This window comes from Methyloversatilis universalis EHg5, assembly GCF_000378945.1.
Taxonomy (GTDB): domain Bacteria; phylum Pseudomonadota; class Gammaproteobacteria; order Burkholderiales; family Rhodocyclaceae; genus Methyloversatilis; species Methyloversatilis universalis_A.
Map to the genome: position 1 here is coordinate 532,309 of NZ_KB900539.1, position 26,718 is coordinate 559,026.

A 26,718-nucleotide genomic window follows, 5' to 3' on the forward strand; every position below is an offset into this window, starting at 1 on the left:
GATCACGTGACCGGGATGGATGAAGAACTCCGCCGCCGCAACGTGCGTACCGCGTTGTGGCTGGCGGCGACCGCAATCGCCGTGTTCGTGATGTTCATCGTGCGTTACGGGATTTCGTCCCAATGACCGAACCGAGGTCGGGAGCGGAAGAGGCCACTGGCCGCAACCGCTCTACGCTGATCCGCCTGGTGGTATCCGCCTTCCTGATGTTCGGCTTCGGCTACGCGCTGGTGCCGTTCTACGAGAAGCTGTGCCAGGTGCTCGACGTGAACAACCTGAACAAGCAGGACAACGCGCTGCCGCTGAACACCCAGGTGGACCGGTCGCGCAGCGTCACCGTGGAGTTCGACGCCAACCTTCACCGGTTGCCGTGGAATTTCAAGCCGGTGACCGGTTCGCTGGTGGTTCATCCGGGCGAGATCGTGACGGTCGAGTACGAAGTTTCGAACAATCGCGAAGACGCGGTGACCGGTCAGGCCATCCCGAGCTACACGCCGTCCGCGGCAATGCAGTATTTCCAGAAGCTGGACTGTTTCTGCTTCAAGCAGCAGACGCTGGCAGCGGGGGAGACGCGGCGCATGCCGATCGCCTTCCTCGTGTCGCCGTCCCTGCCGAAGGACATCAACACGATCACGCTGTCCTACACCTTCTTCGAGGTGCCGGGTGCGAATGCGGCGAGCGTGCAGACTGAGAAGGCCGGGGGCTGAAGCTTGGCCGGGCTGGTGAAGAATGTGGTGACGGTGTTGTCAGCCTTCGTCGGGATTCGCCGCAAGGGCGATCACGACGAGGCGGCGACCTCGCTGACACCGCTACAGGTTATAGTCACGGGCGTGGTTGCAGCCGCGCTGTTCGTGATTGCAGTGATCTTGGGTGTAAGAATTCTGATAAGCATCGCTTGAGAGAAACCGGGAAGGAAAAACACAAATGAGCAGCTCGCATACGCCACAGCAGGCCCCTTACTACTACGTGCCAGCACCCTCGACCTACCCGATCACCGGGTCGATCGCGCTGTTCCTGTTCGCACTGGGTTCGGTGCTGACGATGAACAAGATCAGTGGCGGTGGCTTCGTGCTCGGCGCCGGTCTGCTGGTGCTGTTCTACATGATGTACACCTGGTTCGGAAAAGTCGCCCAGGAGTCCGAAGGCGGTCTGTACAGCAAGCGTGTTGGCGTGTCCTTCCGCTGGGCGATGGGCTGGTTCATCTTTTCTGAAGTGATGTTCTTCGCCGCCTTCTTCGGCGCGCTGTTCTACGCTCGTGTGCTCGCCATGCCTGATCTGGCCAGCCTCGAACATCAGGCACTGCTGTGGCCGGAAGCGAAGGCGCTGTGGCCGAACGCGGGCCCGGGCTATGACGGTGGTCCGTTCAGCCCGATGGGCGCCTGGGGCATCCCGGCGATCAACACCCTTCTGCTGCTGACCTCCGGCGTCACGCTGACCTGGGCGCACCACGGACTGCTGCACAACAACCGTGGTCAGCTGAAGCTGGGCCTGTTCCTGACCATTGCGCTGGGTGTCGTGTTCCTCGGTTTCCAGGGTTATGAGTACGCGCATGCCTACTCAGAGCTGAACGTCAAAATGACCACCGGCGTGTTCGGTTCCGTCTTCTACATGCTCACCGGCTTCCACGGTTTTCACGTGACTGTTGGTGCAACCATGCTGATCGTGATACTGTGCCGCGTCCTTGCGGGCCACTTCAGCCCGGAAAACCACTTCGGCTTCGAAGCGGTTGCGTGGTACTGGCATTTTGTCGACGTCGTCTGGCTTCTGCTTTTCGTCGTCGTGTATTGGATCTGACGTCAAATCGGGATCTGCGAGGAGGAGAGTGGGCCGGTAAGCAAAGAAGAGCCCTTATAAAATAAACGCTCGGCGCCGCACATCGTGCGGCGCTTTTTTTCGTGCTCAGGTTTTGTGCCGAGGTGCCGTGCCCGTATGTCTGGCGCACGAGACGCGTGCAGCCCGCTGTGGCGGGCCTGGGCAAGGCGGAAGGGCGGAGAGGGCGTGGGCGGGCCGGCGAGCGCCGGCGCGCAGGGCAGAACAGTCAGAGCTTGCCGGTGATGAAACCGAAGCGGTAGCCCAGCATCAGCAGAATGAACAGCGCCATCGACAGGCCGACCCGTATCGCCAGCGAGCGCAGCATGCGGGTCGAGTTGCCGGTATCGCGGAACAGGAAGAAGAGCGCTGAACCGAGGCTTGCAAGCACGGTCAGCAGCATGAAGATTACGAGGTAGCGCATCAAAGGAATCCTTGGCTCGGTCGGTCAGTGTACCCGCCGGGTGAGCGACGGCAATGCTTGAGTTCAATTTCGCGGAGCGTTCGTTCCGCATTCGCTTCTGGCCCGCCCTGGCCTGTCTGGTCGTCATCGCCGTCACGCTGATGGCGGCGCGCTGGCAGACCGCGCGGGCGCACTACAAGCAGTCGCTCGAGGACGCGTATGTCCTTGCGCAGACCCGGCCTCCGCTCGACCTGACAGGCTGGGCCGCCGATGCGCCACCCGAGTACGTTCGGGCGTCGGTACGCGGGATCTGGCGGACCGACATGCTCATCTTCGCCGACAACCAGGTGAAGGACGGGCTGGCCGGTTACGGCGTATACATGCCGCTCTGCCAGGCCGCCAGCCGCTGCGTGCTGGTTGCCCGCGGATGGGTGGGTCATGGCGGACGACGCGACGTGTTGCCTGTGGTGGACACGCCGTCGGGCGAGCAACAGGTGGACGGCGTGGTAACCGCGCCGGCCGGGCGTTTCGTCGAACTGTCGGGCGACGCGGTGCAGGGCAGCGTCTGGCAGAACGTGACGGTCGAGCGGGTGCGCCGGGCGTCCGGACTGGAACTGGCGCCCTTCATCCTGGTTCAGGGTGGAGGCGCGGACGACGGATTGCGCCGAGACTCGGTGCGCCCGGATTTCGGCATCAACAAGCACTGGATGTATGCCGCCCAGTGGTACGGCTTTGCGCTGGTCACCCTGGTGTCCGGCCTGTATGCGGCGATCAGGAAAACGGGAGAGAAGTCTTGAAGGGCAGGAAGATTCTGATCATTCTGGCGGCGGTCTGCGTGCTGCCGCTGCTCGCGTCCTACGCGATGTATTTCTTCTGGCGACCGGACAGCACGGTCAATTACGGCCAGCTGCTGTCGCCGCGCCCTCTGCCGAGCGAAACGCTGACCGGGGTGGACGGCAAGCCCTTCGAGTTCTCGTCGGTGAAGGGGCGCTGGACCCTGGTGCTGGCCGACGGCGCCACCTGCGACGCCAAGTGCGAGGAACTTCTGTACTTCATCCGCCAGGTGCGCAAGGCGCAGGGCGAACACCAGGAGCGCATCGAGCGTGTGTGGCTGCTGACCGATGCGGCGCAGCCCAAGCCCGAACTGCTGTCAGCGGTCGAAGGCATGCACGTCGTGCGGGCTGCAGGCAGCGCGACGTTGGCCGCGTTCGCGACCGATCCGGCGCATCCGCGCGCCATCCATCTGGTCGATCCGCTGGGGCAGGTCATGATGCGCTACCCGGATGATCCGGACCCCAAGAAGATGATCAAGGATTTTCAACGTCTGATGAAGTATTCGAGGCTGGGCTGATGAAGACCTATCGCACGCTGCTGCTGACCACGGTGGTCATGACCTTCGCGCTGATCGTGCTCGGCGCCTATGTCCGTCTGTCCGACGCCGGTCTGGGCTGTCCGGACTGGCCCGGCTGCTACGGGCATCCGACCGTGATCCACGCCTCCGAGCACATTTCGGCGGCGCTGGCCGCCAACCCTGACGGGCCGGTGTCGTTCGCCAAGGCGTGGAAGGAAATGATCCACCGCTACTTCGCCGGCATCGTCGGCCTGTGCATCGTGGCCATCGCGGTACTGGCCTGGCGCCATCGCCGCGAGCGGGGTGCTTCACCGGTGCTGGCCACGATCCTGATCGGCGTGCTGATACTGCAGGCGCTGTTCGGCAAGTGGACGGTCACCATGCTGCTGAAGCCGGCCATCGTGACCGGCCATCTGATCGGCGGTCTGACCGTGCTCACGCTGCTGGTGTGGCTGTATGCGCGGGCGCGGGGCGCCAGCGGGCGCCCGGCCCGACCGGGTCTGCGCACCTTCGCCGCGATCGCTTTCGTCGTGCTGGCCGCACAGATTTCTCTCGGCGGCTGGGTGAGCACCAACTACGCGGCGCTGGCCTGTACCGATCTGCCGACCTGCCACGGGGAATGGGTGCCGCAGATGGATGTCCGCAACGGCTTCCACATCGTGCGCGAACTGGGCCAGAGCGCCGATGGCGAAACGCTCACCATGGATGCGCTGACCGCCATCCACTGGATGCACCGGCTGGGCGCGATCATCGCAGCACTGGTGATCGGTGCGCTGGCGTTCGCGCTGCGCGCTGCCCACCACCGTACGCTGGGCAATGCGCTGCTGGCGGTGCTGGTGGCGCAGGTGTCGCTGGGCGTGGCCAACGTCTGGCTCAGCCTGCCGCTGCCCCTGGCCGCCGCCCACAATGGTGGCGCTGCAGCATTGGTGATCCTGATGGTGCTGATAAACTACCGCGTCCGCGCAAACGCGCAGTACTGAACACCCGGAGCCCTGCATGAAAGCCCTGCGGCTTGATCGACAGCCCTTCCAGCTGAAACTGTCCAATTACCTGCAACTCACCAAGCCGCGGGTCGTTTCGCTCATCGTCTTCTGCGCCGTGATCGGCATGTTCCTCGCGGTGCCCTCCGGCCTGCCCGACATGGGTGTGGTGCTGGCGGCGACCGTGGGCATCGCGCTGGTGGCAGGTGCCGCCGCCGCGGTGAACTGTCTGGTCGAACAGAAGATCGACGCGGTGATGGCGCGCACCCGTGCCCGTCCGCTGCCGCGTGGTGAAGTGAATTCGTTCGAGACGCTGGCTTTTTCCGGCGTGGTCGGCGGCGCCGGTCTGTCCATGCTCTACCACTGGGTGAATCCGCTCACCATGTGGCTCACACTGGCCACCTTCATCGGCTACGCCATCATCTACACCGTGTTCCTGAAGCCGGCCACGCCGCAGAACATCGTGATCGGCGGCGCCTCCGGCGCGATGCCGCCGGTGCTGGGCTGGGCCGCGGTGACCGGTGAGGTGTCGGCCGATGCGCTGCTGCTGTTCCTGATCATTTTCGCCTGGACGCCGCCGCACTTCTGGGCGCTGGCGCTCTACCGCACCCAGGAATACGCCAAGGCCGGCCTGCCCATGCTGCCGGTGACCCATGGTGCGGAATACACCCGTCTGCAGGTGTTCCTGTACACCCTCATCCTGTTCGCGGTCACCGTGCTGCCCTTCGCGTCGCGCATGAGCGGCTGGATCTATCTGGTGTCCGCGGTGGTGCTGTCCGGCATGTTCATCGTGTACGCCTGGCGGCTGATGCGGAACTACTCAGACGAACTGGCGAAGAAAACCTTCCGCTTCTCGCTGTGGCACCTGTCGCTGCTGTTCGCAGCGCTGCTGGTCGACCACTACGTGAAGCTGTGAAGCGCCGCTCCTTCATCGCCACGCTTCTGGCGGGCGCGATGGCGATTGCGCTGGCCGGCTGCGGCCGGTCCGGGCCGCGCTTCCACAGCGTTGATATCACCGGCGCTGAGTACGCCAAGGGCTTCTCGCTGACCGATCACACCGGTGCTGCCCGTACCCTGGCCGACTACAAGGGCAAGGTGGTGACCGTGTTTTTCGGTTTCACCCATTGCCCGGACGTGTGTCCGACCAGTCTGGCCACCATGAAGCAGGCGCTCACGCTGATGGGGCCGGACGCTGCGCGGGTGCAGGTGCTGTTCGTCACGCTGGATCCGGAGCGCGACAGCGCTGAACTGCTGGCCGCCTATGTACCGAAGTTCGATCCGTCCTTCGTCGGCCTGCGCGGTGATGCGGTGGCGACGGCGGCCGCGGCCAAGGAATACAAGATCTTCTACCAGAAGGTGCCGGGCAAGACGCCGGACAGCTATACGCTGGACCACTCCGCCGGCACCTATGTACACGACGCACAAGGCCATGTCCGGCTGTTCATCCGTCACGGCGAAACGCCGCAGAAGATCGCCGACGACCTGAAGGCACTGCTCGCCCAGGGGTGATCCCGCGGCGGTGAACAGGGCAACAAAAAAGCGACCCGAAGGTCGCTTTTTTTGTTCGGGTGCCCGGAGACTCAGGCCGCCATGCCCAGCATCTTCTGCATCGACGCCTTCATTTTCTGCATGGCCTTGGCTTCGATCTGGCGGATGCGCTCGGCCGACACGCCGTACTCGGCGGCCAGTTCGTGCAGCGTGGCCGCTTCGCCGTCCTGCACCAGCCAGCGCCGCTGCACGATGGCACGGCTGCGGTCGTCCAGCGCAGCCAGCGCCGAGTGCAGACCCTCTTCCTGCAGACGGACGTTCTGCGCCGCTTCCATCACGTCCAGCGGTTCTGCGGCCGAATCGGCCAGCCAGTGGATGGGCGCCAGACGGGCACTGTCGCGGTCGTCATCCTCGCTGCTGCCTTCCAGCGCGACATCCTGACCGGACAGGCGGGTTTCCATCTCGACCACTTCTTCCGGCTTCACGCCCAGCGTCTTCGCCACTTCCTGCACTTCCGCCGGATTCAGCGTGTTGCTGCTGTGCTTGAGGCTGCGCAGATTGAAGAACAGCTTGCGCTGCGCCTTGGTGGTGGCGACCTTGACCAGACGCCAGTTGCGCAGGATGTATTCGTGGATTTCCGCCTTGATCCAGTGGATGGCGAAGGACACCAGACGCACGCCGCGGTCCGGGTCGAAGCGCTTCACCGCCTTCATCAGGCCGATATTGCCTTCCTGGATCAGGTCGGCGTGCGGCAGGCCGTAGCCCAGATAGCCGCGGGCGATTGCGATCACCAGGCGCAGGTGGGACATGACGAGCGTACGCGCCGCGCCGAGGTCTTCATCGTCACGGAAGCGGCGGGCGAGCGACTGTTCCTGCTCTTCGGTGAGCAGCGGAACGCGGCTGGCCGCCTGGATGTAGCTGTCAATATTGCCCAGCGCACCGGGCGCCGGCAGATTCGGAACCATCAGAGCATGGGTCATGATTCATTCCTCCCTTGAGGGTCAACATTAGCACTCTCTGACAGGGAGTGCTAACAATGCGTTCGGGCGAGTTCGTATCAAAACTTGAATCGTGACCCGGTGCGCGCCCCGCCTGCTTTCAGGCGTCCTTCAGCGTCTGCATGTCGATCACGAAGCGGTACTTCACGTCGCTTTTCAGCATGCGGCCGTAGGCGTCCTCGATCGCCTGCATCGGAATCATCTCGATGTCGGCCGTAATGCCCTTGTCGGCGCAGAAATCCAGCATTTCCTGGGTTTCGGCGATGCCGCCGATCAGCGAGCCGGCGATCTGGCGACGGCCGAAGATGAGGTTGCCGACCGACGGCGACGGATGCGGCTCGGCCGGCACGCCGACCAGCGTGAGCGTGCCGTCGCGCTTGAGCAGCGTTACGAAGGCGTCGAGGTCGTGCGGGGCGGCCACCGTGTTCAGGATGAAGTCGAAACTGCTGGCGTGGGCGGCCATTTCGTCCGCGTTCTTCGACACCACCACTTCGTCGGCGCCGAGCGCCCGTGCATCGTCGCGCTTGGAGGGCGAGGTGGTGAAGGCGACCACGTGGGCGCCGAGCGCGTGTGCCAGCTTGATGCCCATGTGGCCGAGGCCGCCGATGCCGACCACGCCCACCTTGCTGCCCGGGCCGACCTTCCAGTGCCGCAGCGGCGACCAGGTGGTGATGCCCGCGCACAGCAGTGGCGCCACGCCGGCCAGATCCTGTTCGCCGTGATTGATGCGCAGCACGAAGTGTTCGGTCACCACGATGGCCGTGGAATAGCCGCCGTAGGTGTTCTCGCCGCCGCCATACACTGGTCCGTTGTAGGTCGCAGTGAAGCCGTGCTCGCAGTACTGTTCCAGTCCGTCGCCGCAGGACGGGCAGCTGCGGCAGCTGTCGACCATGCAGCCGACGCCGACCAGGTCGCCCACCTTGACCTTGCTGACGCCGGTGCCGACCGCAGTCACCCGGCCGACGATTTCATGGCCCGGAACGCACGGGTAGATCGTGCCCGGCCATTCGCCGCGGGCGGTGTGCAGATCGGAATGGCAGACGCCGCAGTACAGGATGTCGATCGCCACGTCATTCGCACCCGGGGTGCGTCGCTCGAACGAGAAGGGCGTGAGCGGGGCGGTGGCGGAACGGGCGGCGTAGGCGTAAGTCTTCATGAGCGGTCTCCGGGCAGTTTGCGGAATCGGGCGTGAGAAATAAGGCGTGAGAAATAGGGCGGCAACAGAAGAATGTGGCCGACGATGTGATCAAGTCTAGGGCGTGGAATACCACCGCTGCACGAAGGTTTCCGCAAGCCTTGTGAAGCGACGCTTCTCAATCGTCTGCGCTGGCCTGCCTGAGCGCTCGCCGGACGGTTGTGGGCCGGTCCGGCGGCGCGCGCTACAATCCGGGGCTTCCATGGGCCGACTTCCGCCAACGATGTTCCGTTCCGTCGCAAGCTTTCTGCTGCTGTGCCTGCCGCTGTTCGCGTCGGCGCAGTTGCGTCCGATCCCGCCGGACGCGATCAAGGCCAAGATGAAGCCGCCGCAGAACGGCGTGGCCGAAGTCGGCAAATACATATTCAAGCTGGCGCCCGGTGCGCAGATCCGTTCGACCGACAACCGCATCATGCTGCCGGTGATGATAGGCAGCGAGCAGGTGGTGCGTTACCAGCTCGACGCCAATGGCGAGCTGTTCCGCGTCTGGGTGCTGTCGCCGGACGAGATCGACCTGCCGGCGCCCAAACAGTAATTTTTCCGTTCCCCGATGACCCGCAAGATTTACATCAAGACCTTCGGCTGCCAGATGAACGAGTACGACTCGGACAAGATGGCCGATGTGCTCGGCGATGCCGAAGGTCTGGAAAAGACCGACCGCCCGGAAGAGGCCGACGTGATCCTGTTCAACACCTGTTCGGTGCGCGAGAAGGCGCAGGAAAAGGTGTTTCATGACCTCGGCCGGGTGAAGCATCTGAAGCGCGAAAACCCCAACCTCATCATCGGTGTCGGCGGCTGCGTCGCCAGCCAGGAGGGGGCGGCCATCGTCGAGCGTGCGCCCTACGTCGACCTGGTGTTCGGCCCGCAGACGCTGCACCGGCTGCCCGACCTCATTTCGAAGCGCCGCGCCAGCGGCCGGCCGCAGGTGGACATCAGCTTCCCGGAAATCGAGAAGTTCGACCACATGCCGCCGGCGCGGGTCGAGGGCGCGACCGCCTTCGTGTCCATCATGGAAGGCTGTTCCAAGTACTGCACCTTCTGCGTCGTGCCCTACACCCGTGGCGAGGAAGTGTCGCGGCCGCTGGACGACATCCTGACCGAGATCGCCATGCTGGTCGGGCAGGGCGTGAAGGAAGTGACGCTGCTCGGCCAGAACGTGAATGCCTGGCGCGCGCCGATCAGCCGCGATTCCGAAGACATCGGCGATTTCGCTTTCCTGCTCGAATGCGTGCACGACCTGCCGGGCATCGAGCGCATCCGCTACACCACCTCGCATCCGCGTGAAATGACGCAGCGGGTGATCGACGCCTACGCGAAGCTGCCCAAGCTGGTGTCGCAGCTGCACCTGCCGGTGCAGTCCGGTTCCGACCGCGTGCTGGCGGCGATGAAGCGCGGCTATACCGCGCTCGAATACAAGGCGGTGGTGCGCAAGCTGCGCGCCGCGCGCCCCGACCTGTCGCTGACCTCCGATTTCATCGTCGGCTTCCCGGGGGAGACCGAAGAGGATTTCGAGAAGACCATGAAGCTGATCGACGACGTCGGTTTCGACGGCAGTTTCAGCTTCGTCTACAGCGCCCGCCCGGGCACGCCGGCCGCCGACCTGGCCGACGACACGCCACAGGACGCGAAGCTGGCGCGGCTGGCAAGGCTGCAGAAGCGCATTGACGAACAGGCGCAGGCAGTGAGCCAGACCATGGTGGGCAAGGTGCAGCGCATCCTGGTCGAAGGCCATGCGCGCAAGGACGCAACCGAACTGGCTGGCCGCACCGACAACAACCGGGTGGTGAATTTCCCCGGCGCGGCGCGCCTGATCAACCAGTTCATCGACGTACGCATCACCAGCGCGCTGCCGCACAGCCTGCGCGGCGAAGTGGTCACCCGCGAGGCAGTCAGCGCTTGAAGACCCGTCCGCTCGAACTGGTGCTGGAGCCGCTGGACAACACGCGGCTGGCCAACCTCTGTGGCGTGCTCGACGAGAATCTGCGCCAGCTTGAAACCGCCTACGACGTCGAGATCGCCCGCCGCGGCGAGCGCTTCCGCGTCAGTGGCGAGCCCGGTCAGTCGCAGCGTGCTGCGGCGGCGCTGCGCCATTTCTACAGCGTGGCCGACGCGCATCTGAGCATCGATGCCATCCAGCTCGGGCTGATCGAACTGTCGAACCGGCAGGCGGCCGAGCCGGCCGCGCCGGTGCTGCACACCCGCAAGACCAATCTGCACGGCCGCACGCCGCGACAGACGCAGTACCTGAGGCAGATCCAGGAACACGACATCACCTTCGGCATCGGTCCGGCCGGTACCGGCAAGACCTATCTGGCGGTGGCCAGCGCGGTCGATGCACTCGAGCGCGAAACGGTCGCCCGCATCGTGCTGACCCGGCCGGCGGTGGAAGCTGGCGAGCGGCTCGGCTTTCTGCCGGGCGATCTGGCGCAGAAGGTCGACCCCTATCTGCGGCCGCTGTACGACGCGCTGTACGACCTGATGGGCTTCGAGCGCGTGGCCCGCGCCTTCGAGCGGCAGGTGATCGAGATCGCGCCGCTGGCCTACATGCGCGGCCGCACGCTGAACAACGCCTTCATCATTCTCGACGAGGCGCAGAACACCACGCCGGAACAGATGAAGATGTTCCTGACCCGCATGGGCATCGGCTCGAAGGCGGTCATCACCGGTGACCTCACGCAGATTGATCTGCCGCGCGGCCACAAGAGCGGGCTGGGTGAGGCGCGCAAGGTACTGGCCGACGTGCGCGGCATCGCGATGACCGAATTCCTGGCCGAAGACGTGGTGCGCCATCCGCTGGTGGCCCGCATCGTGTCGGCCTACGAGCGCTTCGAGGCGCAGCGCGACGCCGAAGAAGCAATGCGCAAGGGGCCGCGCGGCTGATGCGGCTCAATCTGTCGGTGCAGTACGCCTGCGCGCGCGAGGCCTGTCCGCCGCGCGAGGACGTGAAGCGCTGGGTGCGTGCCGCGCTCGACCCGGACGTGATCACGCGCGCCGACATCACGGTGCGTTTCGTCGACGCGGACGAAGGGCAGGCGCTCAACCTCGAATACCGCGGCCGCGACTACGCGACCAATGTGCTGTCCTTCCCGTACGAACAGGGCGCGCATCTGGCCGGCGATCTGGTGGTGTGCCTGCCGGTGCTGGTGCGCGAAACGGCGGAACAGGGCAAGGCCTTCGCCGGCCACGCTGCCCACCTGATCGTGCACGGCACGCTGCACCTGCAGGGCTGGGACCACGAAACGTCGGATGAAGATGCCGACGCGATGGAAGACGAAGAACGTCATATCCTTGCCGGGCTCGGGATCGCAGATCCCTACGCCGGTGACTACTCGATTCAATCAACGGAGGTTTGAAATGTCGGATCAGAGCGACGACAGCGATGTTGGCCTGAAGGTGGTGGCGGTCATCGTGACCGCGGTGGTGGCTGCGGTAGTCGGCTATGCAGTGTCGCTGGCCGGCAAGCCGGCCGCCGCACCGGTGGCCGAGGTGGTGGTGGTCGAGGTGCCGGAGCCGGTGGGCGAGGCGCTCGCCCGCCTGTATTTCGAGATCGGCCAGGCCGAACTCGCCGCCGAGGCCGCCGACGCGATCGCGCGGGTACAGGCGGCACTGGGCGCAACGCCCGATGCCATCGTGCTGCTGTCCGGTTTCCACGATCCGTCGGGCGACGCCGCGCAGAACGCGGAGCTGGCCAAGGCACGCGCACTGGCGGTGCGCGACGCGCTGGTCGCGGCCGGTGTGGCGGAAGGCCGCATCCACCTGCGCAAGCCGGAAGTGACCGCCGCCGACGGCCCGCCGGAAGAGGCGCGCCGGGTGGAAATTCGCGTCCAGTAAGCCGGTTGCCAGCCCCGCCTGCGCGGGGCTGACTCGAAACGGACACGCTCCCCGGGTTACACTGGGGGCATGTTCGTCACCCTTGGTCCGCATGGACAGTAGTTCCTCACCTTCGCAGCGCCCCGGTTTTCTCGAACGGCTGTCGCATCTTCTGATGCGCGAGCCGGAGGATCGCGAACAACTGCTGGTGCTGCTGCACTCCGCCTTCGAACGCAATCTGCTGGACGCCGACGCGCTGTCCATCATCGAAGGCGCCCTCCAGGTGTCCGACATGCCGGTGCGCGAAGTGATGATTCCGCGCGCGCAGATGGACGTGATCGACATCGACGATCCGCTCGAAAAGATCGTGCAGACCGCGCTGCGCACCGCGCACTCGCGCTTCCCGGTCATCGGCGAAAACCGCGACGACGTGATCGGCATCCTGCTCGCCAAGGATCTGCTGCGCCTGATGTCCGGCGATGACGACAGCCTGCGCGACATGCTGCGGCCGGCGGTGTTCATCCCCGAATCCAAGCGCCTGAATGTGCTGCTGCGCGAATTCCGCGCCAGCCGCAACCACATGGCCATCGTGGTCGACGAGTACGGCGGCGTCGCCGGCCTGGTCACCATCGAGGACGTGCTGGAACAGATCGTCGGCGACATCGAAGACGAGTACGACTTCGACGAGTCGGCCGACAACATCCGCGCCGACCAGACCGGTCGCTACCGGGTGAAGGCCGCGACCGAGATCGAGGACTTCAACGAGGTGTTCGGCACCGCCTTCGAGGACGACGACTACGACACGGTCGGCGGTCTGGTCATCCACCAGCTCGGTCGCCTGCCCAAGCGCGGCGAGGTGGTGCAGATCGACGCACTGCGCTTTACCGTGCTGCGCGCCGACAGCCGCCGGGTGCATACGCTGATGGTGGACCGCCTCCCGCAGACCTCAGCGCCCGCCGCCGGCGAATGAAGCCGGCGCTGCGGCTGACCGCGGCTTTCGTTGCCGGCGCGCTGACTGTCGCCGGCTTCGCGCCCTTCGGCGTGTTCGTGCTGCCGGTGCTCACGCTGGCTACCCTGCTGTGGCTGATCGACGGACTGCCGCCACGAGCCGCTGCGCTGACCGGCTATGTGTTCGGTTTGGGCGGTTTTCTGGCCGGCGTGTCCTGGGTCAATGTGAGCCTGAGCCAGTTCGGCGGCATGCCGCTGCCGCTGTCGCTGCTGGCCACCTTCCTGTTCTGCGCCTATCTCGCGCTGTTCCCGGCCGCCGCACTGGCGGCACTGCGTACGTTCGCGCCGTCGCCGCGTCTGGCGCCGCTGCTGTTCGCCGCGCTGTGGGTGCTGGGCGAATGGCTGCGCGGCACGCTGTTCACCGGTTTTCCCTGGCTGGCCAGCGGCTACGCGCACGCCGCACCCAGCCCGCTGGCCGGCTATGTGCCGGTATTCGGTGTGCATGGCGCCGGCTTCGTGGCCGCGCTGATGGCCGGCCTGCTGGCCGCTTTCGTCACGCAGCGGCTGGCGCTGCGGCCGGTGCTGCTGTCGCTCGCCGCCCTGCTGGCCGGTGGTGCGCTGCTCGGTGCCGTCAGCTGGACCGTGCCAACCGGCCGCACGCTGACCGTGAGCCTGCTGCAGGGGAATATCGAACAGAGCATGAAGTGGGTGCCGGAGCGCCTGCCCGAGTCGATGAACGCCTACCTCGATCTGGCCCGCGCCTGGCCGGCCGATCTGGTGGTGCTGCCGGAAACCGCGGTGCCGCTGCCCTACGACGAAATCGACCCGCGCTGGCTGGAGGCGGTGCGCGCCACCGGGCGCGACGTGCTGATGGGTGCGGTCACCGTGGGCGAGGTCGATGGCCGCGCGCGCTATTTCAACAGCGCACGCGCGCTGGGCCGGGACGATGCGCAGTACAGCAAGGCACATCTGGTGCCCTTCGGCGAATTCACGCCGCCGCTGTTCGCCTGGACGCTGAAGCTGCTGTCGATTCCGATGTCCGATTTCGGGCGTGGCGCCGCGGTGCAGCCGCCGCTGGATCTGGCAGGTGAGAAGGTGGCAGTGAACATCTGCTACGAGGACGTGTTCGGCGAGGAACTGATCGCCGGTGCGCGCGACGCGACACTGCTGGTCAATGTGTCGAACACCGCCTGGTTCGGCGACTCCTGGGCGCAGCCGCAGCACCTGCAGATCGCCCAGGTGCGCGCGCTCGAACTGGGGCGGCCCATGCTGCGCGCAACCAATACCGGCATGACGGCCGCCATCCAGCCGGACGGTCGTGTGGTCGCGGCGCTGCCGCCCTTCAGCCGCGCGGCCCTGCGGGTCGAGCTGCAGGGGTATCAGGGACTCACCCCTTTCCTGCGCTGGGGCAATCTGCCGGTACTGCTGCTGGCGCTTGCCGCCGTCATCGTTGCCGCGGTGCAGCGCAAAAAGGGCTGAGCCGGTAAAATCCCGCCTTTCCCTCACGGTCTGGCTCCATGTCCGCTGCACCCACATTCCAGGAAGTGCTGCTGCGTCTGTCCCGCTTCTGGGGCGACCAGAACTGCGCGCTGCTTCAACCCTATGACATCGAGGTCGGTGCCGGCACCTTCCACACCGCCACCTTCCTGCGCGCCATCGGCCCGGAGCCCTGGCGTGCCGCCTACGTGCAGCCCTCGCGCCGTCCGAAGGATGGTCGCTATGGCGAGAACCCGAACCGGCTGCAGCACTACTACCAGTTCCAGGTCGCGCTGAAGCCGTCGCCGCCCAACATCCAGGAGCTGTACATCGACAGCCTGCGCGCGCTTGGCCTCGATCCGACGAAGCATGACATCCGCTTCGTCGAGGACGACTGGGAATCGCCCACGCTGGGTGCCTGGGGTCTGGGCTGGGAAGTGTGGCTGGACGGCATGGAGGTGACCCAGTTCACCTACTTCCAGGAAGTGGGTTCGATTCCGTGCAAGCCGGTGCTGGGCGAAATCACCTACGGCGCCGAGCGTCTGGCGATGTATCTGCAGGGCGTCGAGAACGTGTACGACCTGGTATGGGCGCCGGGCATCCGCTACGGCGACGTGTATCACCAGAACGAGGTCGAACAGTCGACCTACAACTTCGAGCATTCGAACGTCGAGTGGCTGTTCCGCCAGTTCGGCGACTACGAGTCGGAAGCGAAGCGCCTGATCGAGGCCGGCCTGCCGCTGCCCGGTTACGAAATGGTCATGAAGGCCTCGCACAGCTTCAACCTGCTGGATGCGCGCGGCGCCATTTCGGTGACCGAGCGCGCCGCCTACATCGGCCGCGTGCGTGCGCTGGCGCGACTGGTGGCGCAGGCCTACTACGCGTCGCGCGAACAGCGCGGCTTCCCGATGGCCGACCTGAGCAGCCCGCGTCTGCGCGCGCTGCTGGGCGAGGAAGAGTGCCAGCGCATCGAGGCACTGCGCGCGGCCTGACGGGCCATGCGTCCATCCTGATCCGACCGAACCGTTTTGAGGCTGCTGCGGCGGCCTGTCTGGAATAACTATGCAAGCCACATTGCTGGTCGAACTGCTGACCGAAGAATTGCCGCCCAGGGCGCTGTCGCGTCTGGGCGAAGTATTTGCCGATGCGGTGTTCAAGGCGCTGGTCGAGCGCAAGCTGGTCGCCGCCGATGCGCGCATGGACCGCTACGCCAGCCCGCGCCGCCTTGCGCTCACCGTGCAGGGCGTGGCCGATCGCGCACCGGATGCGGTGGTCGATGAAAAGCTGATGCCGGTCGCGGTTGCGCTCGATGCCGAAGGCAAGCCGACCGCCGCGCTGCTGAAGAAGCTGCAGGCCAAGGGCATTCCGGTCGAGGCGCTGCCGCAGTTCACGCGCCGCATGGACGGCAAGAGCGAAACGCTGTTCTTCGCGATGACCGTACCGGGCGCAGCACTCGACGACGTGCTGGCCGGCATCGTGCTCGACGCGCTGAAGAAGCTGCCGATTCCGAAACTCATGCGCTGGGCCGACTGTGACTACCAGTTCGTGCGCCCGGTGCATGGCCTGGTGCTGCTGCACGGCGAACGCATCGTGCCGGGCCAGGCCTTCGGCCATGCGGCCGGCCGCAGCACCCGCGGCCACCGCTTCATGGGCGAGGGCGAGGTGACGCTGGCGAATGCCGACGAATACGCCCGCGCGCTGTACGAACGTGGCGCGGTGATGGCCTCTTTCGACGCCCGCCGCGCGCTCATCGTGCAGCGTCTGGCCGAAGCCTGCCGTGCGCTCGGCGACGGCGTGCAGCATGTCGACGACGCGGCGCTGATCGATGAAGTGACCGCGCTGGTCGAGAACCCGAACGTGTATGTCGCGCAGTTCGAACCGGAATTCCTCGCCGTGCCGCAGGAGTGCCTCATCCTGACGATGAAGGCCAACCAGAAGTACTTCCCGCTGCTCGATGCCGCCGGTCGCCTGCTGAACCGCTTCCTGGTGGTGTCCAACATGCAGGTGGCGGACCCGCACAACATCGTGTCCGGCAACGAGCGCGTGGTGCGCGCACGGCTGTCGGACGCGCGCTTCTTCTTCGAACAGGACAAGAAGGCGCCGCTGGCTTCGCGCATCACGAAGATGGAGGCGGTGGTGTATCACAACCGCCTGGGCAGCCAGATGGACCGCGTCATGCGCATCCAGCGGCTGGCCACCGACATCGCCGGCCGCCTCGGCGCCGACGTGATGCAGGCGGCGCGCGCCGGTCTGCTGGCCAAGGCCGATCTGATGACCGATATGGTGGGCGAATTCCCTGAGCTGCAGGGCGTGATGGGCCGCTACTACGCGCAGCACGACGGCGAAGCCGAAGTGGTGGCGCAGGCGGTCGACCAGCACTACCGCCCGCGCTTCGCCGGCGACGCGCTGCCGGAAGGCCCGATCGCCTGCGCAGTGTCGGTGGCTGACAAGATCGATGCGCTGGCCGGTTTCTTCGGCATAGGCCAGATCCCGACCGGCGACAAGGACCCGTTCGCGCTGCGCCGTGCCGCGCTGGGCGTGCTGCGCATCCTGATGGAAGCGCCGCTGCCGCTGGATCTCGCGGAACTGATCGCCGCCTCGCGCGGCGGTTTCCGCGCCGGCCAGGTGGGCGAGGGCGAGAGCGCGAATTTCGAGGGTCAGCTGCTGGATTTCATGATCGAGCGCCTGCGCAATCTGCTGCGCGACGCCGGCCACGACGCGCGCGCGATCGACGCGGTGCTGGCGCAGCGCCCGACCCGCATTGACCGGGTGCCGGCCAAGCTGGCTGCCGTGGTCGCCTTCTCGGCGCTGCCGGAGGCACAGTCGCTGGCGGCCGCCAACAAGCGCATCGTGAACATCCTGAAGAAGGCCGAATCGGTCGGCAGCACGGTCGACGCCGCGCTGTTTGCCGAAGCCGCCGAACGCGAACTGCACGCCGCGCTGGTGGCGGTGCAGCCGACGCTGGAGGCGGATCTGGCCGCCGGTCGCTACGCCGAAGCGCTGACCGCGCTGGCGCAGCTGCGCGCGCCGGTGGACCGCTTCTTCGACGACGTGATGGTGAATGCCGACGATGCCGCGGTGCGCGCCAACCGGCTCGCGCTGCTTGGCCAGCTGGCCGCGGCGATGAATGCGGTGGCCGACATTTCGCGCCTCGAACTGAAGGACTGAGGACGGAGCGCGCCCGTGAAGCTCATGAAGCTCATCATTCTGGACCGTGACGGCGTCATCAACTACGACTCCGACCAGTTCATCAAGTCACCGCAGGAGTGGCGGCCGATCGAAGGTTCGATGGAGGCGATCGCGCAGCTGAACCAGTGGGGCTGGCGTGTGGTGGTGGCGACCAATCAGTCGGGCGTGGGCCGCGGCCTGTTCGATATGGACACGCTGGCCGCCATCCACGACAAGATGCACCGCACGGTGGCGCAGGCTGGCGGCCGCATCGACGCCATCTTCTTCTGCCCGCACGCGGCCGATTCCAAGTGCGCCTGCCGCAAGCCCAAGCCGGGCATGCTGCTGGAGATCGCCGAGCGCTTCAACGTCGATCTGGAGGATGTGCCGGTGGTCGGCGACAGCCTGCGCGACCTGCAGTCGGCGGTGAGCGCCGGCGCGCAGCCGGTGCTGGTGCGCACCGGCAAGGGCGAGAAGACCGCGCTCGATCCTGACCTGCCGCCGGGTACGCCCATCCACGACAATCTCGCCGCCTATGTGCGCGCACTCACGGTAAATACCGACTGATGACCTTCATCCGTTCGCTGCTGTTCTTCGTCATTCTGTTCGTCCTTACGCCGCCGTACTCGCTGCTCGCCATCCTGGCGCGCCCGCTGCCGGCGCGCGTGCGCTACCGGGTGATCGGCTTCTGGACCCACATGGTGATGTGGGCGCTGTACTGGGTGGTCGGACTGCGCCATCGCGTGATCGGCCGCGAGAACCTGCCGAAGGGCAAGGCGGTGGTGCTGTGCAAGCACCAGTCCGCCTGGGAAACGCTGGCGCTGCAGGTCATCCTGCCGCCGGTGGCGTTCGTGTTCAAACGCGAACTGCTGCGCATTCCCTTCTTTGGCTGGGGACTGGGCTGCATGCCGATGATCGCGATCGACCGCGGCGCCGGCAAGGACGCGCTTACCCAGGTCGAGGAACAGGGGGCGCGCCTGCTTGACCTCGGTTTCTGGGTCACCGTGTTTCCCGAAGGCACCCGCATGCCGCCGGGCCAGACCCGGCGCTACAAGATCGGCGGTGCGCGGCTGGCTGAAGTGACCGGTGCGCCGGTGATACCGATCGCGCACAATGCCGGCGACTTCTGGAAGCGCAACGCCTTCCTGAAGCAGGCGGGCGAGATCACCGTGAGCATCGGCCCGGCGATCGACACCCGGGGCTTGACGTCGGAACAGATCAACCGGCAGGCTCAGGCATGGATCGAAAGCGAAATGCGCAGGCTGTTCCCGCACCACTATGAAAACGCCCCCGTGCCCGCAGCAGCTTGAATTGGCGCTCGACGTGCCTGACAACGCACCGCCGCCGGTGCGCGGACGCCATATCGTGCTCGGCCAGCAGATCGTCGAGTACGCGCTGCGCCGCAGCCGTCGCAATTCCATCGGCTTCTCGATCGGCGAGTCCGGCCTGCGCGTGACCGCGCCGCACTGGGTCACGATGCCGCAGATCGAGGAGGCGCTGCGCGAGAAGCAGCGCTGGATATTCACCAAGCTGGGCGAGGTGCGCGCACGGCGCGCGCCGGTGCGCACCGACTGGCGCGACGGCGCCCGCATTCCCTACATGGGTCATCCGGTCACGCTGCGCCTGGGCGACACCTGCGCCCGGCCGCTGGTTGAGGCGGAAGTGCTGCGCCTGCCGCTGCCGGCCGACGCCGACCATGACCGCATCCGCGATGCGGTGTCCGGCTTCCTGCAGCAGGAAGCGCTGGCGCTGTTCACCCGACGCGCCGGCGAACTGGCGGCCGCCATCGACGTGGCACCGTCGCGCGTGGTGCTCAGTTCGGCCAGCACGCTGTGGGGTTCGTGCACCGCGCAGGGCGTGATCCGGCTGAACTGGCGGCTCATCCATTTCTCGTCCGCGGTGATCGACTACGTGATCGCGCACGAACTGGCGCACCTGAAGGAACTGAATCACTCCCGCGCGTTCTGGGACACCGTGGCGGCCATCCTGCCCGGTTTCGAGGACGCCCGCCGCGAACTGCGCGCCTACCACCCGGGCCGCATCGTCGCCCCCTGAAGAAAGGACATTCCCATGCGCATCCTCCACACCATGCTGCGGGTCGGCAATCTCGACCGCTCGCTCGATTTCTATACCCAGGTTCTCGGCATGCGCGAACTGCGCCGCAAGGACTATCCGGACGGCCAGTTCACGCTGGCTTTCGTCGGCTATCAGGACGAAGCCGACGGTGCGGTGCTGGAACTGACCTACAACTGGGGCACCGAGAAGTACGACCTGGGCAATGCCTACGGCCATATCGCGCTCGAGGTGGACGATGCCTACGCCGCCTGTGATCAGGTGAAGGCGCGCGGCGGCAAGGTGGTGCGCGAAGCCGGCCCGATGAAGCACGGCTCGACCGTGATCGCCTTCGTCGAAGACCCGGACGGCTACAAGATCGAGTTCATCCAGCGCGGCACGCAGGCGGCCGGCTGAGCCGTGCGCCACCGCGCAGGTCCGTGACATATTCACGTGGCGTGCGCCCCCTGCAGGATTAGCGTGCCGGCTTCCATCACCCGGAAGGAGGTCGGAAGCCATGCGTTCATCCCTCATCGCCCTGGCGCTGCTGACGCTGGGCGCCACCCAGGCGGCGCAGGCGGCGCCGTCGAGCATCTTCGATGCCGGCAACGACGGCTGGACGGTGTCCGACACCAACCCGCCCTTCGATTCCTTCGGCGGCTCGTTCACGCCGGATTATGACGAGGCGGGGCAGTTCATCCGCTACACCGATCCGTCGTCGATGAGCTTCTTCTTCGAGGCGCCGGAATCCTTCCTCGGTGATCTGTCCGCCTATTACGGCGGCGTGCTGCGCTACAGCCAGACGCTGTCGGTGCAGACGCCGCAGTGGCGCGACGATCCGGATCTGGTGCTGGTCAATGGCAGCGGTCTGGTGCTGGTCTATCAGAACCCGAACCAGCCGGGCACCGGCTGGACCGATTACGCGGTGTCGCTGAGCGCGGGCGGCTGGCGCGTCGGCGCGCTGGACGGCAGCTTCGCCACCGGCGCGCAGATGCAGGCGGTACTCGGCGATCTGCAGCGGCTGCGCATCCGTGGTGAATACATATCCGGCGTGGTCGAAACCACTGCGCTCGACAACGTGTCGATCAGCGCAGTGCCGGAGCCGGCATCCTGGGCCTTCATGCTGGCCGGTGCAGGTGTGCTGTCCGCCGCGCTGCGCCGCCGCGCCTGATCAGGCGGCGACCCGGTTCGCCTTCATTTCGCCGCGCAGCGCCTCGGCCAGACTTTCGACCGCGGATTCGAGCCGGTCGAGCAGTGCAGCGGTGGCCGCGTCGTCCGGGGCCTGGTCGCCGGTGCGCTCCAGTCGCCCGGCCAGGCCGGCGGCGTGGCTGGCGCCGAAATTGCGGACCGTACCTTTCAGCGCATGCGCCTGTTCAGCCAGCGCCTCGCGCGGCCCCGCTGCGGCAGAGCGCAGTTCTGCCAGCATGCTGCGGTAGTCGCGCAGGAAGATCAGGATGATGTCGTGCATCAGCGTTTCGTCGCCGCCCAGATTGCCCAGCGTGAAATTGCGGTCAAATGGCGGGGCACTCTCGGGCGACGGGGCCGCCGTGGCGTGCCCGGTTGGCACAGCCGCGGAGGCTGAAGGCTGCTTGAGCACCTCGTCCAGCGCGCGCACCAGCGCGGCCACCTGCACCGGCTTCGATACATAGGCGTCCATGCCGGCGGCAAAGCACTTTTCGCGGTCGCCGGCCATGGCGTGGGCCGTCATCGCGACGATGGGCGTGTGCCGTTCGCCGTCCTGGGCGCGGATGTGCCGGGTGGCTTCAAAGCCACCCATCTGCGGCATCTGCAGATCCATCAGGATGACGTCGTAGCGCTGTTCCGCTGCCTGTTGCACCGCGGCCAGACCGTTGTCGACCACGTTTACGCGATGCCCGAGCCGTTCCAGCAGGCGTACCGCCAGGGTCTGGTTCACCGGATTGTCCTCGGCCAGCAGGATGGACAGAGCGGGGCGTTCGCCGGCCGCGAGGCCAGGGGCGCCCATATGCGCACGTGCGCTGCCGGCCCCGGTGGCGGTAATCAGTGCGTCCAGCAGGGCGGTGGCCTGCGCCGGCCGTGCAACCACCCCGCTGATCGAAGGCGGCAGCCCCGAGGTCGGTGCCGCGCCGTCATGCAGCAGGATGAGGGGCAGTTCCGCGGCACTCTGGCCGGACAGCGTGTGCACCAGCGCCCAGCCGTCGCGGGCGGCCAGATCCTCTGCCACCAGCAGCGCACGGAAGCACTGTGCTTCGGCCTCCGCCGACACGATGGCTCCGATGCCCTCGTCCAGGTTGGCGCACAGCCGGGCATGTACCTGCCATTGCGCGAGCTGGGCGGCGATCTGCTGGCGCGACCCGTCGTCCGGTTCGATCACCAGCAGCGGCAGGCCTTCCAGCGTGCCCGGCGACAGCAGGGTGGGTGCATGGCCGCGTGACCGGGCCAGCGGAATGCTGAAATGGAAGGTCGCGCCGTCGCCGGCACGGCTGGTCACGCCCAGTGTGCCGCCCATGCGCCGTACCAGCCGGGTGCAGATGGCCAGTCCCAGACCGGTGCCACCGAATTTGCGGGTGGTGGAACTGTCGGCCTGCGAGAAGGCGTCGAAAATGAGCGCCTGCTTGTCCTCCGGAATGCCGATGCCGGTGTCGCGTACCGCGAAGCGCAGCTGCTGGGCGTCCTCGTCGCTGCGCTCCAGCGTGACCGACACGTCAACATTGCCGCGTTCGGTGAATTTGAGCGCGTTGCCGATCAGATTGGTGAGCACCTGACGGATGCGCGTGGGGTCGCCGATCACGCCGTCGGCCACCGACGGGTCGATGCGGCAGCCCAGCTGCACCGGCTTGCCCGGCTTGGGCGCCAGCGTGCGCACGATGGTGCCGACCACGTCGCGCAGGCTGAACGGGATGTGTTCGAAATCCAGCCGTCCGGCTTCGATCTTCGAGAAGTCGAGGATTTCGTCGATCAGCGTCAGCAGCGCTTCCGAAGACTGTTTCACCAGCGACAGGTATTCGCGCTGTTCCGCGCTCAGGTCGGTGTCCAGCGCCAGTTCGGTCATGCCCATGATGGCATTCATCGGGGTGCGGATTTCGTGGCTCATGTTCGCCAGGAAGTCGCTCTTCGCCCGGTTGGCCGCCTCGGCCGCGTCGCGTGCGGCCATCATCTGCTCTTCGGCGGCCTTGCGTTCGCCGATGTCCGACAGGAAGGCGGTGAACAGCGCCCGGCCCTTCATGTGGGTGGAGGTGATCGCGATCTGGGCCGGGAAACGCCGGCCGTCGCGGGGGCTTACCTCGAGGTCGAGGTGGTGGCCGATCACCGCGTCGTAGCGACGGCCCAGCCATTGCAGCAGATCATGTTCGCCCGGCTCACGCTCGTTCGCGCTCACCAGCAGTTCGATCACCGGATGCTGCATCGCTTCGGCCGTGCTCCAGCCCAGCATGCGTTCGGCTGCCGGGTTGTACTCGATCACGTTGCCGAAGCCGTCGAAGGTGATCACCGCGTCCAGTGCCGCACCGAGGATGGCGCCGGTGCGCGCTTCGCTCTCCTCGAGCGCGCTGCGCTGGTTGTACAGGCTCAGAGAAGCCCAGTTCAGTGCCTGTGCCAGCCGGTCGGTTTCGTGTGCGCCAGTGGTGGTGGGCAGTGTGTCGCCCATCGAGTGGTCCAGCCGCTCGGCGAAGTCGGTGCAGTCATTCAACGCCGCCAGCGGCCGGCGCAGCAGCACATAGAGCAGCGTCACGCCCAGCAGCAGGGCGATCAGGCCGTGCAGCAGGCTGTCTTCGAGGATGTGCGCGCGTACCTCGCGCGCTTCAGGCGTGTCGTGTTCGGTGCGCAGCCACAGCGTCTGTCCGCCACCGGTGATCGGCACCCAGCTGACGATGATGCGACGGCCATCGACGCCGGCAGCGCCCGCGCGTGCGCGTGCGATCAGCGCGGCCGGCGGCAGATCGGCCGTCAGGTGTCCGGCGGTGTGCCAGTGGCCGTCGCTGCCGTGTTCGAGCGCCGACAGCGTGCTGCCGTCGGAGGCGATCAGGGCCGCGGCCAGCAGTTCCGCGTTGTCGGACAGGCGAGGGCGCAGGTCGGGCACCTGATTGCTGCCGTAGTTCAGGTCGGCGATCAGGCCGCTGGCGATGCTGCGCGATTCGGACAGGCTGACGCGTTCCAGCAGGGCGACTGTCTCTTCAGCCTGTTCGTGCGCGGTGTACAGCGCATTGCCCACGGCGCCGACACCGAACACCAGCGCGAACAGCAGCGTGATCCGGTGCAGCAGCCGGCGCGGACTGGGGACAGATGCCAGCATCGATCAGCTTTCGTCGCGATAGGTGGCCCGGATGTCGAGCACGTCGTTCCAGCTGTCCAGCATGGCGTCGGCGCAGATCGGGTCGAAATGGCTGCCGCGACCATCGACCAGGAACTGGCGGGCACGTTCCAGTTCCCATGCCGGCTTGTAGGGGCGGGCCGAAGTGAGTGCGTCGAACACGTCGGCCACCGCGACGATGCGGCCGAACAGAGGAATGTCCTCGCCGGCCAGGCCGTTCGGATAGCCGCCACCGTCGAATTTCTCGTGATGGCTGAGCGCGATGGTGGCGGCCAGTTGCATGTAGGGCGAGGCAGAGCCCTTGAGGATTTCGTAACCGATGCTGGCGTGCTGCTTCATGATGTCGAACTCCTCCGGCGTCAGCTTTCCCGGCTTCAGCAGGATGTGATCCGGTGTGCCCAGCTTGCCTACATCGTGCATCGGGGCGGCGATCAGCAGTGATTCCTGGGTGTCGGCGTCCAGCCCCATGCGGCGGGCGATCAGCGCCGAGAAGTGGGCCATGCGCAGGATGTGGGCGCCGGTTTCCGGGTCACGGAATTCGGCTGCGCGCGCCAGCTTGTTCAGCGTTTCGCGTTCGCGCTCGTAGATTTCCGCGGTCGCGCGCCGCACTTCCGCCGCCAGCGTGCGTGCGTGATTGGCCAGGGCGACCTGACCGGCGCGCAGCGACAGCATGTTGCGTACGCGCGAGGTGAATTCGATGCGATCGACCGGTTTGGTCAGGAAATCGTTGGCGCCGGATTCGAGCGCGCGGTAGCGCACCTCTTTCTCGTGGTCCGCGGTCACCATGAGCAGCGGCGTCTGGGTGCGGGCCGGATGGGCGCGAAAGCGACGGATGAATTCGATGCCGTCCATGTCGGGCATCATGTAATCGACGATGACCAGATCCGGATCGGTGCGGATGCAGTGCTCGAGCGCTTCGGCCGGCACCTGGAAGGTCGTCGGTTCGACGTCCGGAAGCTTGCCGAGCAGGGCCGACATCAGCACCAGATTGACCTGCGCGTCATCCACCACCACAACATTCATCCGGAAACTCCATGTGTAAGCCCCGTCTTGGGCTGGCCGCGCAGCATCGGCCGACCGCAGGGACGACGGATGCGCATCGGACGCCTCCGCATTGCTTGATTACGGTCATCAAGGCATGCGACTTTAACGGGCTGTCACGCACCGGACCGCCGCCATTCCCGACATGAAAGCCCCCATGCCCTACACGCTGCGCGCATCGGCCCTGCGCAACTGGCTGCGCCAGCTGTCCTTCCGCGACATGTTCGCGCTCGGTCTGCCGGCGCTGCTCATCATCGCCGCCGGTTTCTGGTTCGCCGCCCGCTACATCAAGCCGGCGCCGCCCGATCAGGCCATCATCAGCTGTGGCGCGTCCGGTTCGGCCTACGAGTCCTTCTGCGCGCGCTACAAGCCCTTGATCGAGCAGTACGGCATCGGACTGGACGCACGGGAGAGCGCGGGCTCGATCGAGAACCTCAAGCGGATCAGCGATCCGGAACAGACGCTGGATTTCGCCTTCATCCAGGGCGGCAGCGCGCCCGACCATCCGCCCGGACTGCTGTCACTGGGGGCGGCCTATTACGAACCGGTGTGGGTGTTCTATCGCGGCCGGCCGGGGCTGGACCGGCTGGACCAGCTCAAGGGGCTGCGCATCGGCATCGGCGCCGAAGGCAGCGGTACCCGCCATCTCGCGCTGCAGATGCTGGCCGCTCACGGCATGGATACCGACCGGCGCCGCCTGCTGCCGCTGGGTGGCACCGAGGGCGTGGCGGCGCTGCTGCACCGGCGCATCGACGTGCTCATCGTGGTTGGCGCGGTGCATTCCGCCTCGGTCTGGTCGCTGCTGTACGCCGACGGCGTGTCGCTGATGTCGCTGGCGCAGGCGCCGGCGTACTCGCGCCGTTTTCCGCACCTGAGCCTGCTTACGCTGCCGCGCGGTGCAATCGATTTCGTGCGTGACATTCCGCCGCGCGACGTGTCGCTGGTTGCCACCCAGGCCTATGTGGTGGCGCGCGAGGACACGCACCCGGCGCTGATCGACCTGATGCTGGGCGCGATGAAGCCGGCGCACGCCGAAGCCACCGTATTCCAGCGCCCGGGCGAATTCCCGAAGGCGGACGCCGGCGACTTCGAACTGCATCCGCGCGCCAAACGCTTCTACGAAGCCGGCCCGCCCTTCCTGCAGCGCTACCTGCCGTTCTCGATCGCCAACCTGCTCGACCGCATGCTGGTGCTGCTGGTACCGCTGCTGGCCCTGGCGCTGCCGCTGTTCAAGATACTGCCCCAGCTCTACGTCTGGCGGGTGCGCAGCAAGCTGTACCGCTGGTACGGCGAACTGAAGGACGTCGAGCGTCAGGCGCTGATGGACGACGCGCCGCGCAGCCGGGCGGAAGGGCTGGACGACCTTGAGCGCATCGAGGCGGCCGTCGCCCGCATTACGGTGCCGCTGGCGCATTCCGATTACTACTACCAGCTGCGTGCTCACATCCACATGGTCAGGCGCCGGCTGCAGGGTGACGCGGCAGCCGTGCCGGAGGACAGCGACGCGACTGCCGGACAGGACGGACCCGTGCCCGGACAGAAGCCGGGTGGAACTGATTAGGCGCCATACTGACCAAGCGCGGTGAGCTGTGCAGCGCACCGGAACCTGCGCGGGCATGCTGACGACCGGGGCGCCGGACAGGCGTCCGGGGGCACTGCGGACAGATCAAGGATTCGTTCGCTAAATTTACAAACATTCGTGCTTGTATAT

Annotated in this window: 29 protein-coding genes; 24 read left to right on the forward strand and 5 right to left on the reverse strand. The window is 66.4% G+C overall.

Annotation, left to right across the window (positions count from 1 at the left end; all coding sequences use genetic code 11):
* The first annotated feature begins 15 nt into the window (after nucleotides 1-15).
* The 4 genes from METUNV2_RS20070 to METUNV2_RS0102430 are packed head-to-tail and all read left to right on the forward strand — an operon-like array spanning nucleotide 16 to nucleotide 1,794.
* Nucleotides 16-126: a cytochrome oxidase small assembly protein gene (locus tag METUNV2_RS20070; RefSeq protein ID WP_018227925.1), complete on the forward strand. Its 111-nt coding sequence runs from the start codon at nucleotides 16-18 to the stop codon at nucleotides 124-126.
* Nucleotides 123-707: a cytochrome c oxidase assembly protein gene (locus METUNV2_RS0102420; RefSeq protein ID WP_018227926.1), complete on the forward strand. Its 585-nt coding sequence runs from the start codon at nucleotides 123-125 to the stop codon at nucleotides 705-707. Before METUNV2_RS20070 ends, METUNV2_RS0102420 begins: the two co-directional genes overlap by 4 nt.
* A 3-nt stretch (nucleotides 708-710) precedes the next feature.
* Nucleotides 711-899: a DUF2970 domain-containing protein gene (locus METUNV2_RS0102425; protein ID WP_018227927.1), complete on the forward strand. Its 189-nt coding sequence runs from the start codon at nucleotides 711-713 to the stop codon at nucleotides 897-899.
* Nucleotides 900-924: 25 nt separating this feature from the next.
* Nucleotides 925-1,794 carry a cytochrome c oxidase subunit 3 gene (locus METUNV2_RS0102430; RefSeq protein ID WP_018227928.1) on the forward strand — a complete coding sequence of 290 codons (870 nt, stop codon included), beginning with the start codon at nucleotides 925-927 and terminating at the stop codon, nucleotides 1,792-1,794.
* A 244-nt stretch (nucleotides 1,795-2,038) separates the two neighbouring features.
* On the opposite strand, the gene METUNV2_RS0102435 is transcribed toward METUNV2_RS0102430, so the two are convergent.
* Nucleotides 2,039-2,233: a twin transmembrane helix small protein gene (locus tag METUNV2_RS0102435; RefSeq protein ID WP_018227929.1), complete on the reverse strand. Its 195-nt coding sequence runs from the start codon at nucleotides 2,231-2,233 to the stop codon at nucleotides 2,039-2,041.
* Between the two features lie 53 nt (nucleotides 2,234-2,286).
* On the opposite strand from METUNV2_RS0102435, the gene METUNV2_RS0102440 reads away from it, so the two are divergent.
* From METUNV2_RS0102440 to METUNV2_RS0102460, 5 genes are read left to right on the forward strand one after another with little or no spacing between them, the layout of a single operon-like run.
* Entirely contained in the window at nucleotides 2,287-3,009 is a 723-nt protein-coding gene (locus tag METUNV2_RS0102440) for an SURF1 family protein (protein ID WP_018227930.1), read from the forward strand.
* Nucleotides 3,006-3,563 carry an SCO family protein gene (locus METUNV2_RS0102445; protein ID WP_018227931.1) on the forward strand — a complete coding sequence of 186 codons (558 nt, stop codon included), beginning with the start codon at nucleotides 3,006-3,008 and terminating at the stop codon, nucleotides 3,561-3,563. Before METUNV2_RS0102440 ends, METUNV2_RS0102445 begins: the two co-directional genes overlap by 4 nt.
* Entirely contained in the window at nucleotides 3,563-4,543 is a 981-nt protein-coding gene (locus tag METUNV2_RS0102450; protein WP_018227932.1) for a COX15/CtaA family protein, read from the forward strand. Before METUNV2_RS0102445 ends, METUNV2_RS0102450 begins: the two co-directional genes overlap by 1 nt.
* A 16-nt stretch (nucleotides 4,544-4,559) precedes the next feature.
* Nucleotides 4,560-5,459, forward strand: coding sequence for a heme o synthase (gene cyoE / locus METUNV2_RS0102455; RefSeq protein ID WP_018227933.1), 900 nt, complete (start codon nucleotides 4,560-4,562; stop codon nucleotides 5,457-5,459).
* On the forward strand, nucleotides 5,456-6,052 hold the full coding sequence (locus METUNV2_RS0102460) for an SCO family protein (RefSeq protein WP_018227934.1): 597 nt from the start codon (nucleotides 5,456-5,458) through the stop codon (nucleotides 6,050-6,052). Before cyoE ends, METUNV2_RS0102460 begins: the two co-directional genes overlap by 4 nt.
* A gap of 71 nt (nucleotides 6,053-6,123) precedes the next feature.
* Here the strand turns inward: METUNV2_RS0102460 and rpoH are convergent, their stop codons facing one another.
* Nucleotides 6,124-7,011 carry an RNA polymerase sigma factor RpoH gene (gene rpoH, locus METUNV2_RS0102465; RefSeq protein WP_018227935.1) on the reverse strand — a complete coding sequence of 296 codons (888 nt, stop codon included), beginning with the start codon at nucleotides 7,009-7,011 and terminating at the stop codon, nucleotides 6,124-6,126.
* Between the two features lie 118 nt (nucleotides 7,012-7,129).
* The gene (locus tag METUNV2_RS0102470; protein ID WP_018227936.1) at nucleotides 7,130-8,185 is read right to left on the reverse strand and encodes an NAD(P)-dependent alcohol dehydrogenase; all 1,056 of its coding nucleotides are present in this window, start codon (nucleotides 8,183-8,185) and stop codon (nucleotides 7,130-7,132) included.
* Between the two features lie 262 nt (nucleotides 8,186-8,447).
* On the opposite strand from METUNV2_RS0102470, the gene METUNV2_RS0102475 reads away from it, so the two are divergent.
* The 14 genes from METUNV2_RS0102475 (at nucleotide 8,448) to METUNV2_RS0102540 (ending at nucleotide 20,849) form a co-directional block, all read left to right on the forward strand.
* Nucleotides 8,448-8,759, forward strand: coding sequence for a hypothetical protein (locus METUNV2_RS0102475; RefSeq protein WP_018227937.1), 312 nt, complete (start codon nucleotides 8,448-8,450; stop codon nucleotides 8,757-8,759).
* 15 nt (nucleotides 8,760-8,774) lie between these two features.
* A complete protein-coding gene (miaB, locus tag METUNV2_RS0102480; RefSeq protein ID WP_018227938.1) occupies nucleotides 8,775-10,124 on the forward strand; it encodes a tRNA (N6-isopentenyl adenosine(37)-C2)-methylthiotransferase MiaB in 1,350 nt (449 codons plus the stop codon).
* Nucleotides 10,121-11,104, forward strand: coding sequence for a PhoH family protein (locus METUNV2_RS0102485; RefSeq protein WP_018227939.1), 984 nt, complete (start codon nucleotides 10,121-10,123; stop codon nucleotides 11,102-11,104). The genes miaB and METUNV2_RS0102485 overlap by 4 nt, the downstream gene beginning before the upstream one ends.
* Nucleotides 11,104-11,577 (forward strand): rRNA maturation RNase YbeY, encoded by a 474-nt coding sequence (ybeY, locus tag METUNV2_RS0102490; protein ID WP_018227940.1) that lies wholly within the window; start codon nucleotides 11,104-11,106, stop codon nucleotides 11,575-11,577. Before METUNV2_RS0102485 ends, ybeY begins: the two co-directional genes overlap by 1 nt.
* 1 nt (nucleotide 11,578) lies before the next feature.
* On the forward strand, nucleotides 11,579-12,055 hold the full coding sequence (locus METUNV2_RS0102495) for an OmpA family protein (protein ID WP_018227941.1): 477 nt from the start codon (nucleotides 11,579-11,581) through the stop codon (nucleotides 12,053-12,055).
* Nucleotides 12,056-12,146: 91 nt separating this feature from the next.
* Nucleotides 12,147-13,004 (forward strand): HlyC/CorC family transporter, encoded by an 858-nt coding sequence (locus tag METUNV2_RS0102500; RefSeq protein WP_026187812.1) that lies wholly within the window; start codon nucleotides 12,147-12,149, stop codon nucleotides 13,002-13,004.
* Complete coding sequence (lnt, locus tag METUNV2_RS0102505; RefSeq protein WP_018227943.1) at nucleotides 13,001-14,461, forward strand: apolipoprotein N-acyltransferase; 1,461 nt, start codon at nucleotides 13,001-13,003, stop codon at nucleotides 14,459-14,461. The genes METUNV2_RS0102500 and lnt overlap by 4 nt, the downstream gene beginning before the upstream one ends.
* 38 nt (nucleotides 14,462-14,499) lie before the next feature.
* The gene (gene glyQ, locus METUNV2_RS0102510) at nucleotides 14,500-15,450 is read left to right on the forward strand and encodes a glycine--tRNA ligase subunit alpha (protein WP_008061432.1); all 951 of its coding nucleotides are present in this window, start codon (nucleotides 14,500-14,502) and stop codon (nucleotides 15,448-15,450) included.
* 70 nt (nucleotides 15,451-15,520) lie between these two features.
* Nucleotides 15,521-17,626, forward strand: a complete 2,106-nt coding sequence (gene glyS, locus METUNV2_RS0102515) for a glycine--tRNA ligase subunit beta (RefSeq protein WP_026187813.1) — start codon at nucleotides 15,521-15,523, stop codon at nucleotides 17,624-17,626.
* A 24-nt stretch (nucleotides 17,627-17,650) separates the two neighbouring features.
* Nucleotides 17,651-18,193, forward strand: coding sequence for a D-glycero-beta-D-manno-heptose 1,7-bisphosphate 7-phosphatase (gmhB, locus tag METUNV2_RS0102520; protein WP_026187814.1), 543 nt, complete (start codon nucleotides 17,651-17,653; stop codon nucleotides 18,191-18,193).
* A complete protein-coding gene (locus METUNV2_RS0102525; protein ID WP_018227947.1) occupies nucleotides 18,193-18,936 on the forward strand; it encodes a lysophospholipid acyltransferase family protein in 744 nt (247 codons plus the stop codon). Before gmhB ends, METUNV2_RS0102525 begins: the two co-directional genes overlap by 1 nt.
* Nucleotides 18,905-19,681, forward strand: coding sequence for a M48 family metallopeptidase (locus tag METUNV2_RS0102530; protein ID WP_232415594.1), 777 nt, complete (start codon nucleotides 18,905-18,907; stop codon nucleotides 19,679-19,681). The genes METUNV2_RS0102525 and METUNV2_RS0102530 overlap by 32 nt, the downstream gene beginning before the upstream one ends.
* A 15-nt stretch (nucleotides 19,682-19,696) precedes the next feature.
* Nucleotides 19,697-20,095, forward strand: coding sequence for a lactoylglutathione lyase (gene gloA, locus METUNV2_RS0102535; protein WP_018227949.1), 399 nt, complete (start codon nucleotides 19,697-19,699; stop codon nucleotides 20,093-20,095).
* A gap of 100 nt (nucleotides 20,096-20,195) precedes the next feature.
* Entirely contained in the window at nucleotides 20,196-20,849 is a 654-nt protein-coding gene (locus METUNV2_RS0102540; RefSeq protein ID WP_018227950.1) for a laminin B domain-containing protein, read from the forward strand.
* Here the strand turns inward: METUNV2_RS0102540 and METUNV2_RS0102545 are convergent, their stop codons facing one another.
* Complete coding sequence (locus METUNV2_RS0102545; protein ID WP_018227951.1) at nucleotides 20,850-23,948, reverse strand: hybrid sensor histidine kinase/response regulator; 3,099 nt, start codon at nucleotides 23,946-23,948, stop codon at nucleotides 20,850-20,852.
* Nucleotides 23,949-23,951: 3 nt separating this feature from the next.
* The gene (locus METUNV2_RS0102550) at nucleotides 23,952-24,989 is read right to left on the reverse strand and encodes an HD domain-containing phosphohydrolase (protein ID WP_018227952.1); all 1,038 of its coding nucleotides are present in this window, start codon (nucleotides 24,987-24,989) and stop codon (nucleotides 23,952-23,954) included.
* 163 nt (nucleotides 24,990-25,152) lie between these two features.
* On the opposite strand from METUNV2_RS0102550, the gene METUNV2_RS18815 reads away from it, so the two are divergent.
* Complete coding sequence (locus tag METUNV2_RS18815; RefSeq protein ID WP_051081873.1) at nucleotides 25,153-26,568, forward strand: TAXI family TRAP transporter solute-binding subunit; 1,416 nt, start codon at nucleotides 25,153-25,155, stop codon at nucleotides 26,566-26,568.
* Nucleotides 26,569-26,718 lie beyond the last annotated feature (150 nt).

Bases quoted from the DNA above. Each gene is read 5' to 3' on its own strand.
- METUNV2_RS0102420 (WP_018227926.1), top strand. From the start codon at position 123: ATGACCGAACCGAGGTCGGGAGCGGAAGAGGCCACTGGCCGCAACCGC.
- METUNV2_RS0102440 (WP_018227930.1), top strand. From the start codon at position 2,287: ATGCTTGAGTTCAATTTCGCGGAGCGTTCGTTCCGCATTCGCTTCTGG.
- METUNV2_RS0102450 (WP_018227932.1), top strand. From the start codon at position 3,563: ATGAAGACCTATCGCACGCTGCTGCTGACCACGGTGGTCATGACCTTC.
- gmhB (WP_026187814.1), top strand. From the start codon at position 17,651: ATGAAGCTCATCATTCTGGACCGTGACGGCGTCATCAACTACGACTCC.
- cyoE (WP_018227933.1), top strand. From the start codon at position 4,560: ATGAAAGCCCTGCGGCTTGATCGACAGCCCTTCCAGCTGAAACTGTCC.
- METUNV2_RS0102475 (WP_018227937.1), top strand. From the start codon at position 8,448: ATGTTCCGTTCCGTCGCAAGCTTTCTGCTGCTGTGCCTGCCGCTGTTC.
- METUNV2_RS0102470 (WP_018227936.1), bottom strand. From the start codon at position 8,185: ATGAAGACTTACGCCTACGCCGCCCGTTCCGCCACCGCCCCGCTCACG.
- glyS (WP_026187813.1), top strand. From the start codon at position 15,521: ATGCAAGCCACATTGCTGGTCGAACTGCTGACCGAAGAATTGCCGCCC.
- rpoH (WP_018227935.1), bottom strand. From the start codon at position 7,011: ATGACCCATGCTCTGATGGTTCCGAATCTGCCGGCGCCCGGTGCGCTG.
- METUNV2_RS0102540 (WP_018227950.1), top strand. From the start codon at position 20,196: ATGCGTTCATCCCTCATCGCCCTGGCGCTGCTGACGCTGGGCGCCACC.
- METUNV2_RS0102500 (WP_026187812.1), top strand. From the start codon at position 12,147: ATGGACAGTAGTTCCTCACCTTCGCAGCGCCCCGGTTTTCTCGAACGG.
- METUNV2_RS0102430 (WP_018227928.1), top strand. From the start codon at position 925: ATGAGCAGCTCGCATACGCCACAGCAGGCCCCTTACTACTACGTGCCA.
- gloA (WP_018227949.1), top strand. From the start codon at position 19,697: ATGCGCATCCTCCACACCATGCTGCGGGTCGGCAATCTCGACCGCTCG.
- METUNV2_RS0102495 (WP_018227941.1), top strand. From the start codon at position 11,579: ATGTCGGATCAGAGCGACGACAGCGATGTTGGCCTGAAGGTGGTGGCG.
- METUNV2_RS0102525 (WP_018227947.1), top strand. From the start codon at position 18,193: ATGACCTTCATCCGTTCGCTGCTGTTCTTCGTCATTCTGTTCGTCCTT.
- miaB (WP_018227938.1), top strand. From the start codon at position 8,775: ATGACCCGCAAGATTTACATCAAGACCTTCGGCTGCCAGATGAACGAG.
- METUNV2_RS0102530 (WP_232415594.1), top strand. From the start codon at position 18,905: ATGAAAACGCCCCCGTGCCCGCAGCAGCTTGAATTGGCGCTCGACGTG.
- METUNV2_RS0102550 (WP_018227952.1), bottom strand. From the start codon at position 24,989: ATGAATGTTGTGGTGGTGGATGACGCGCAGGTCAATCTGGTGCTGATG.
- ybeY (WP_018227940.1), top strand. From the start codon at position 11,104: ATGCGGCTCAATCTGTCGGTGCAGTACGCCTGCGCGCGCGAGGCCTGT.
- lnt (WP_018227943.1), top strand. From the start codon at position 13,001: ATGAAGCCGGCGCTGCGGCTGACCGCGGCTTTCGTTGCCGGCGCGCTG.
- METUNV2_RS20070 (WP_018227925.1), top strand. From the start codon at position 16: ATGGATGAAGAACTCCGCCGCCGCAACGTGCGTACCGCGTTGTGGCTG.
- METUNV2_RS18815 (WP_051081873.1), top strand. From the start codon at position 25,153: ATGAAAGCCCCCATGCCCTACACGCTGCGCGCATCGGCCCTGCGCAAC.
- METUNV2_RS0102435 (WP_018227929.1), bottom strand. From the start codon at position 2,233: ATGCGCTACCTCGTAATCTTCATGCTGCTGACCGTGCTTGCAAGCCTC.
- METUNV2_RS0102545 (WP_018227951.1), bottom strand. From the start codon at position 23,948: ATGCTGGCATCTGTCCCCAGTCCGCGCCGGCTGCTGCACCGGATCACG.
- glyQ (WP_008061432.1), top strand. From the start codon at position 14,500: ATGTCCGCTGCACCCACATTCCAGGAAGTGCTGCTGCGTCTGTCCCGC.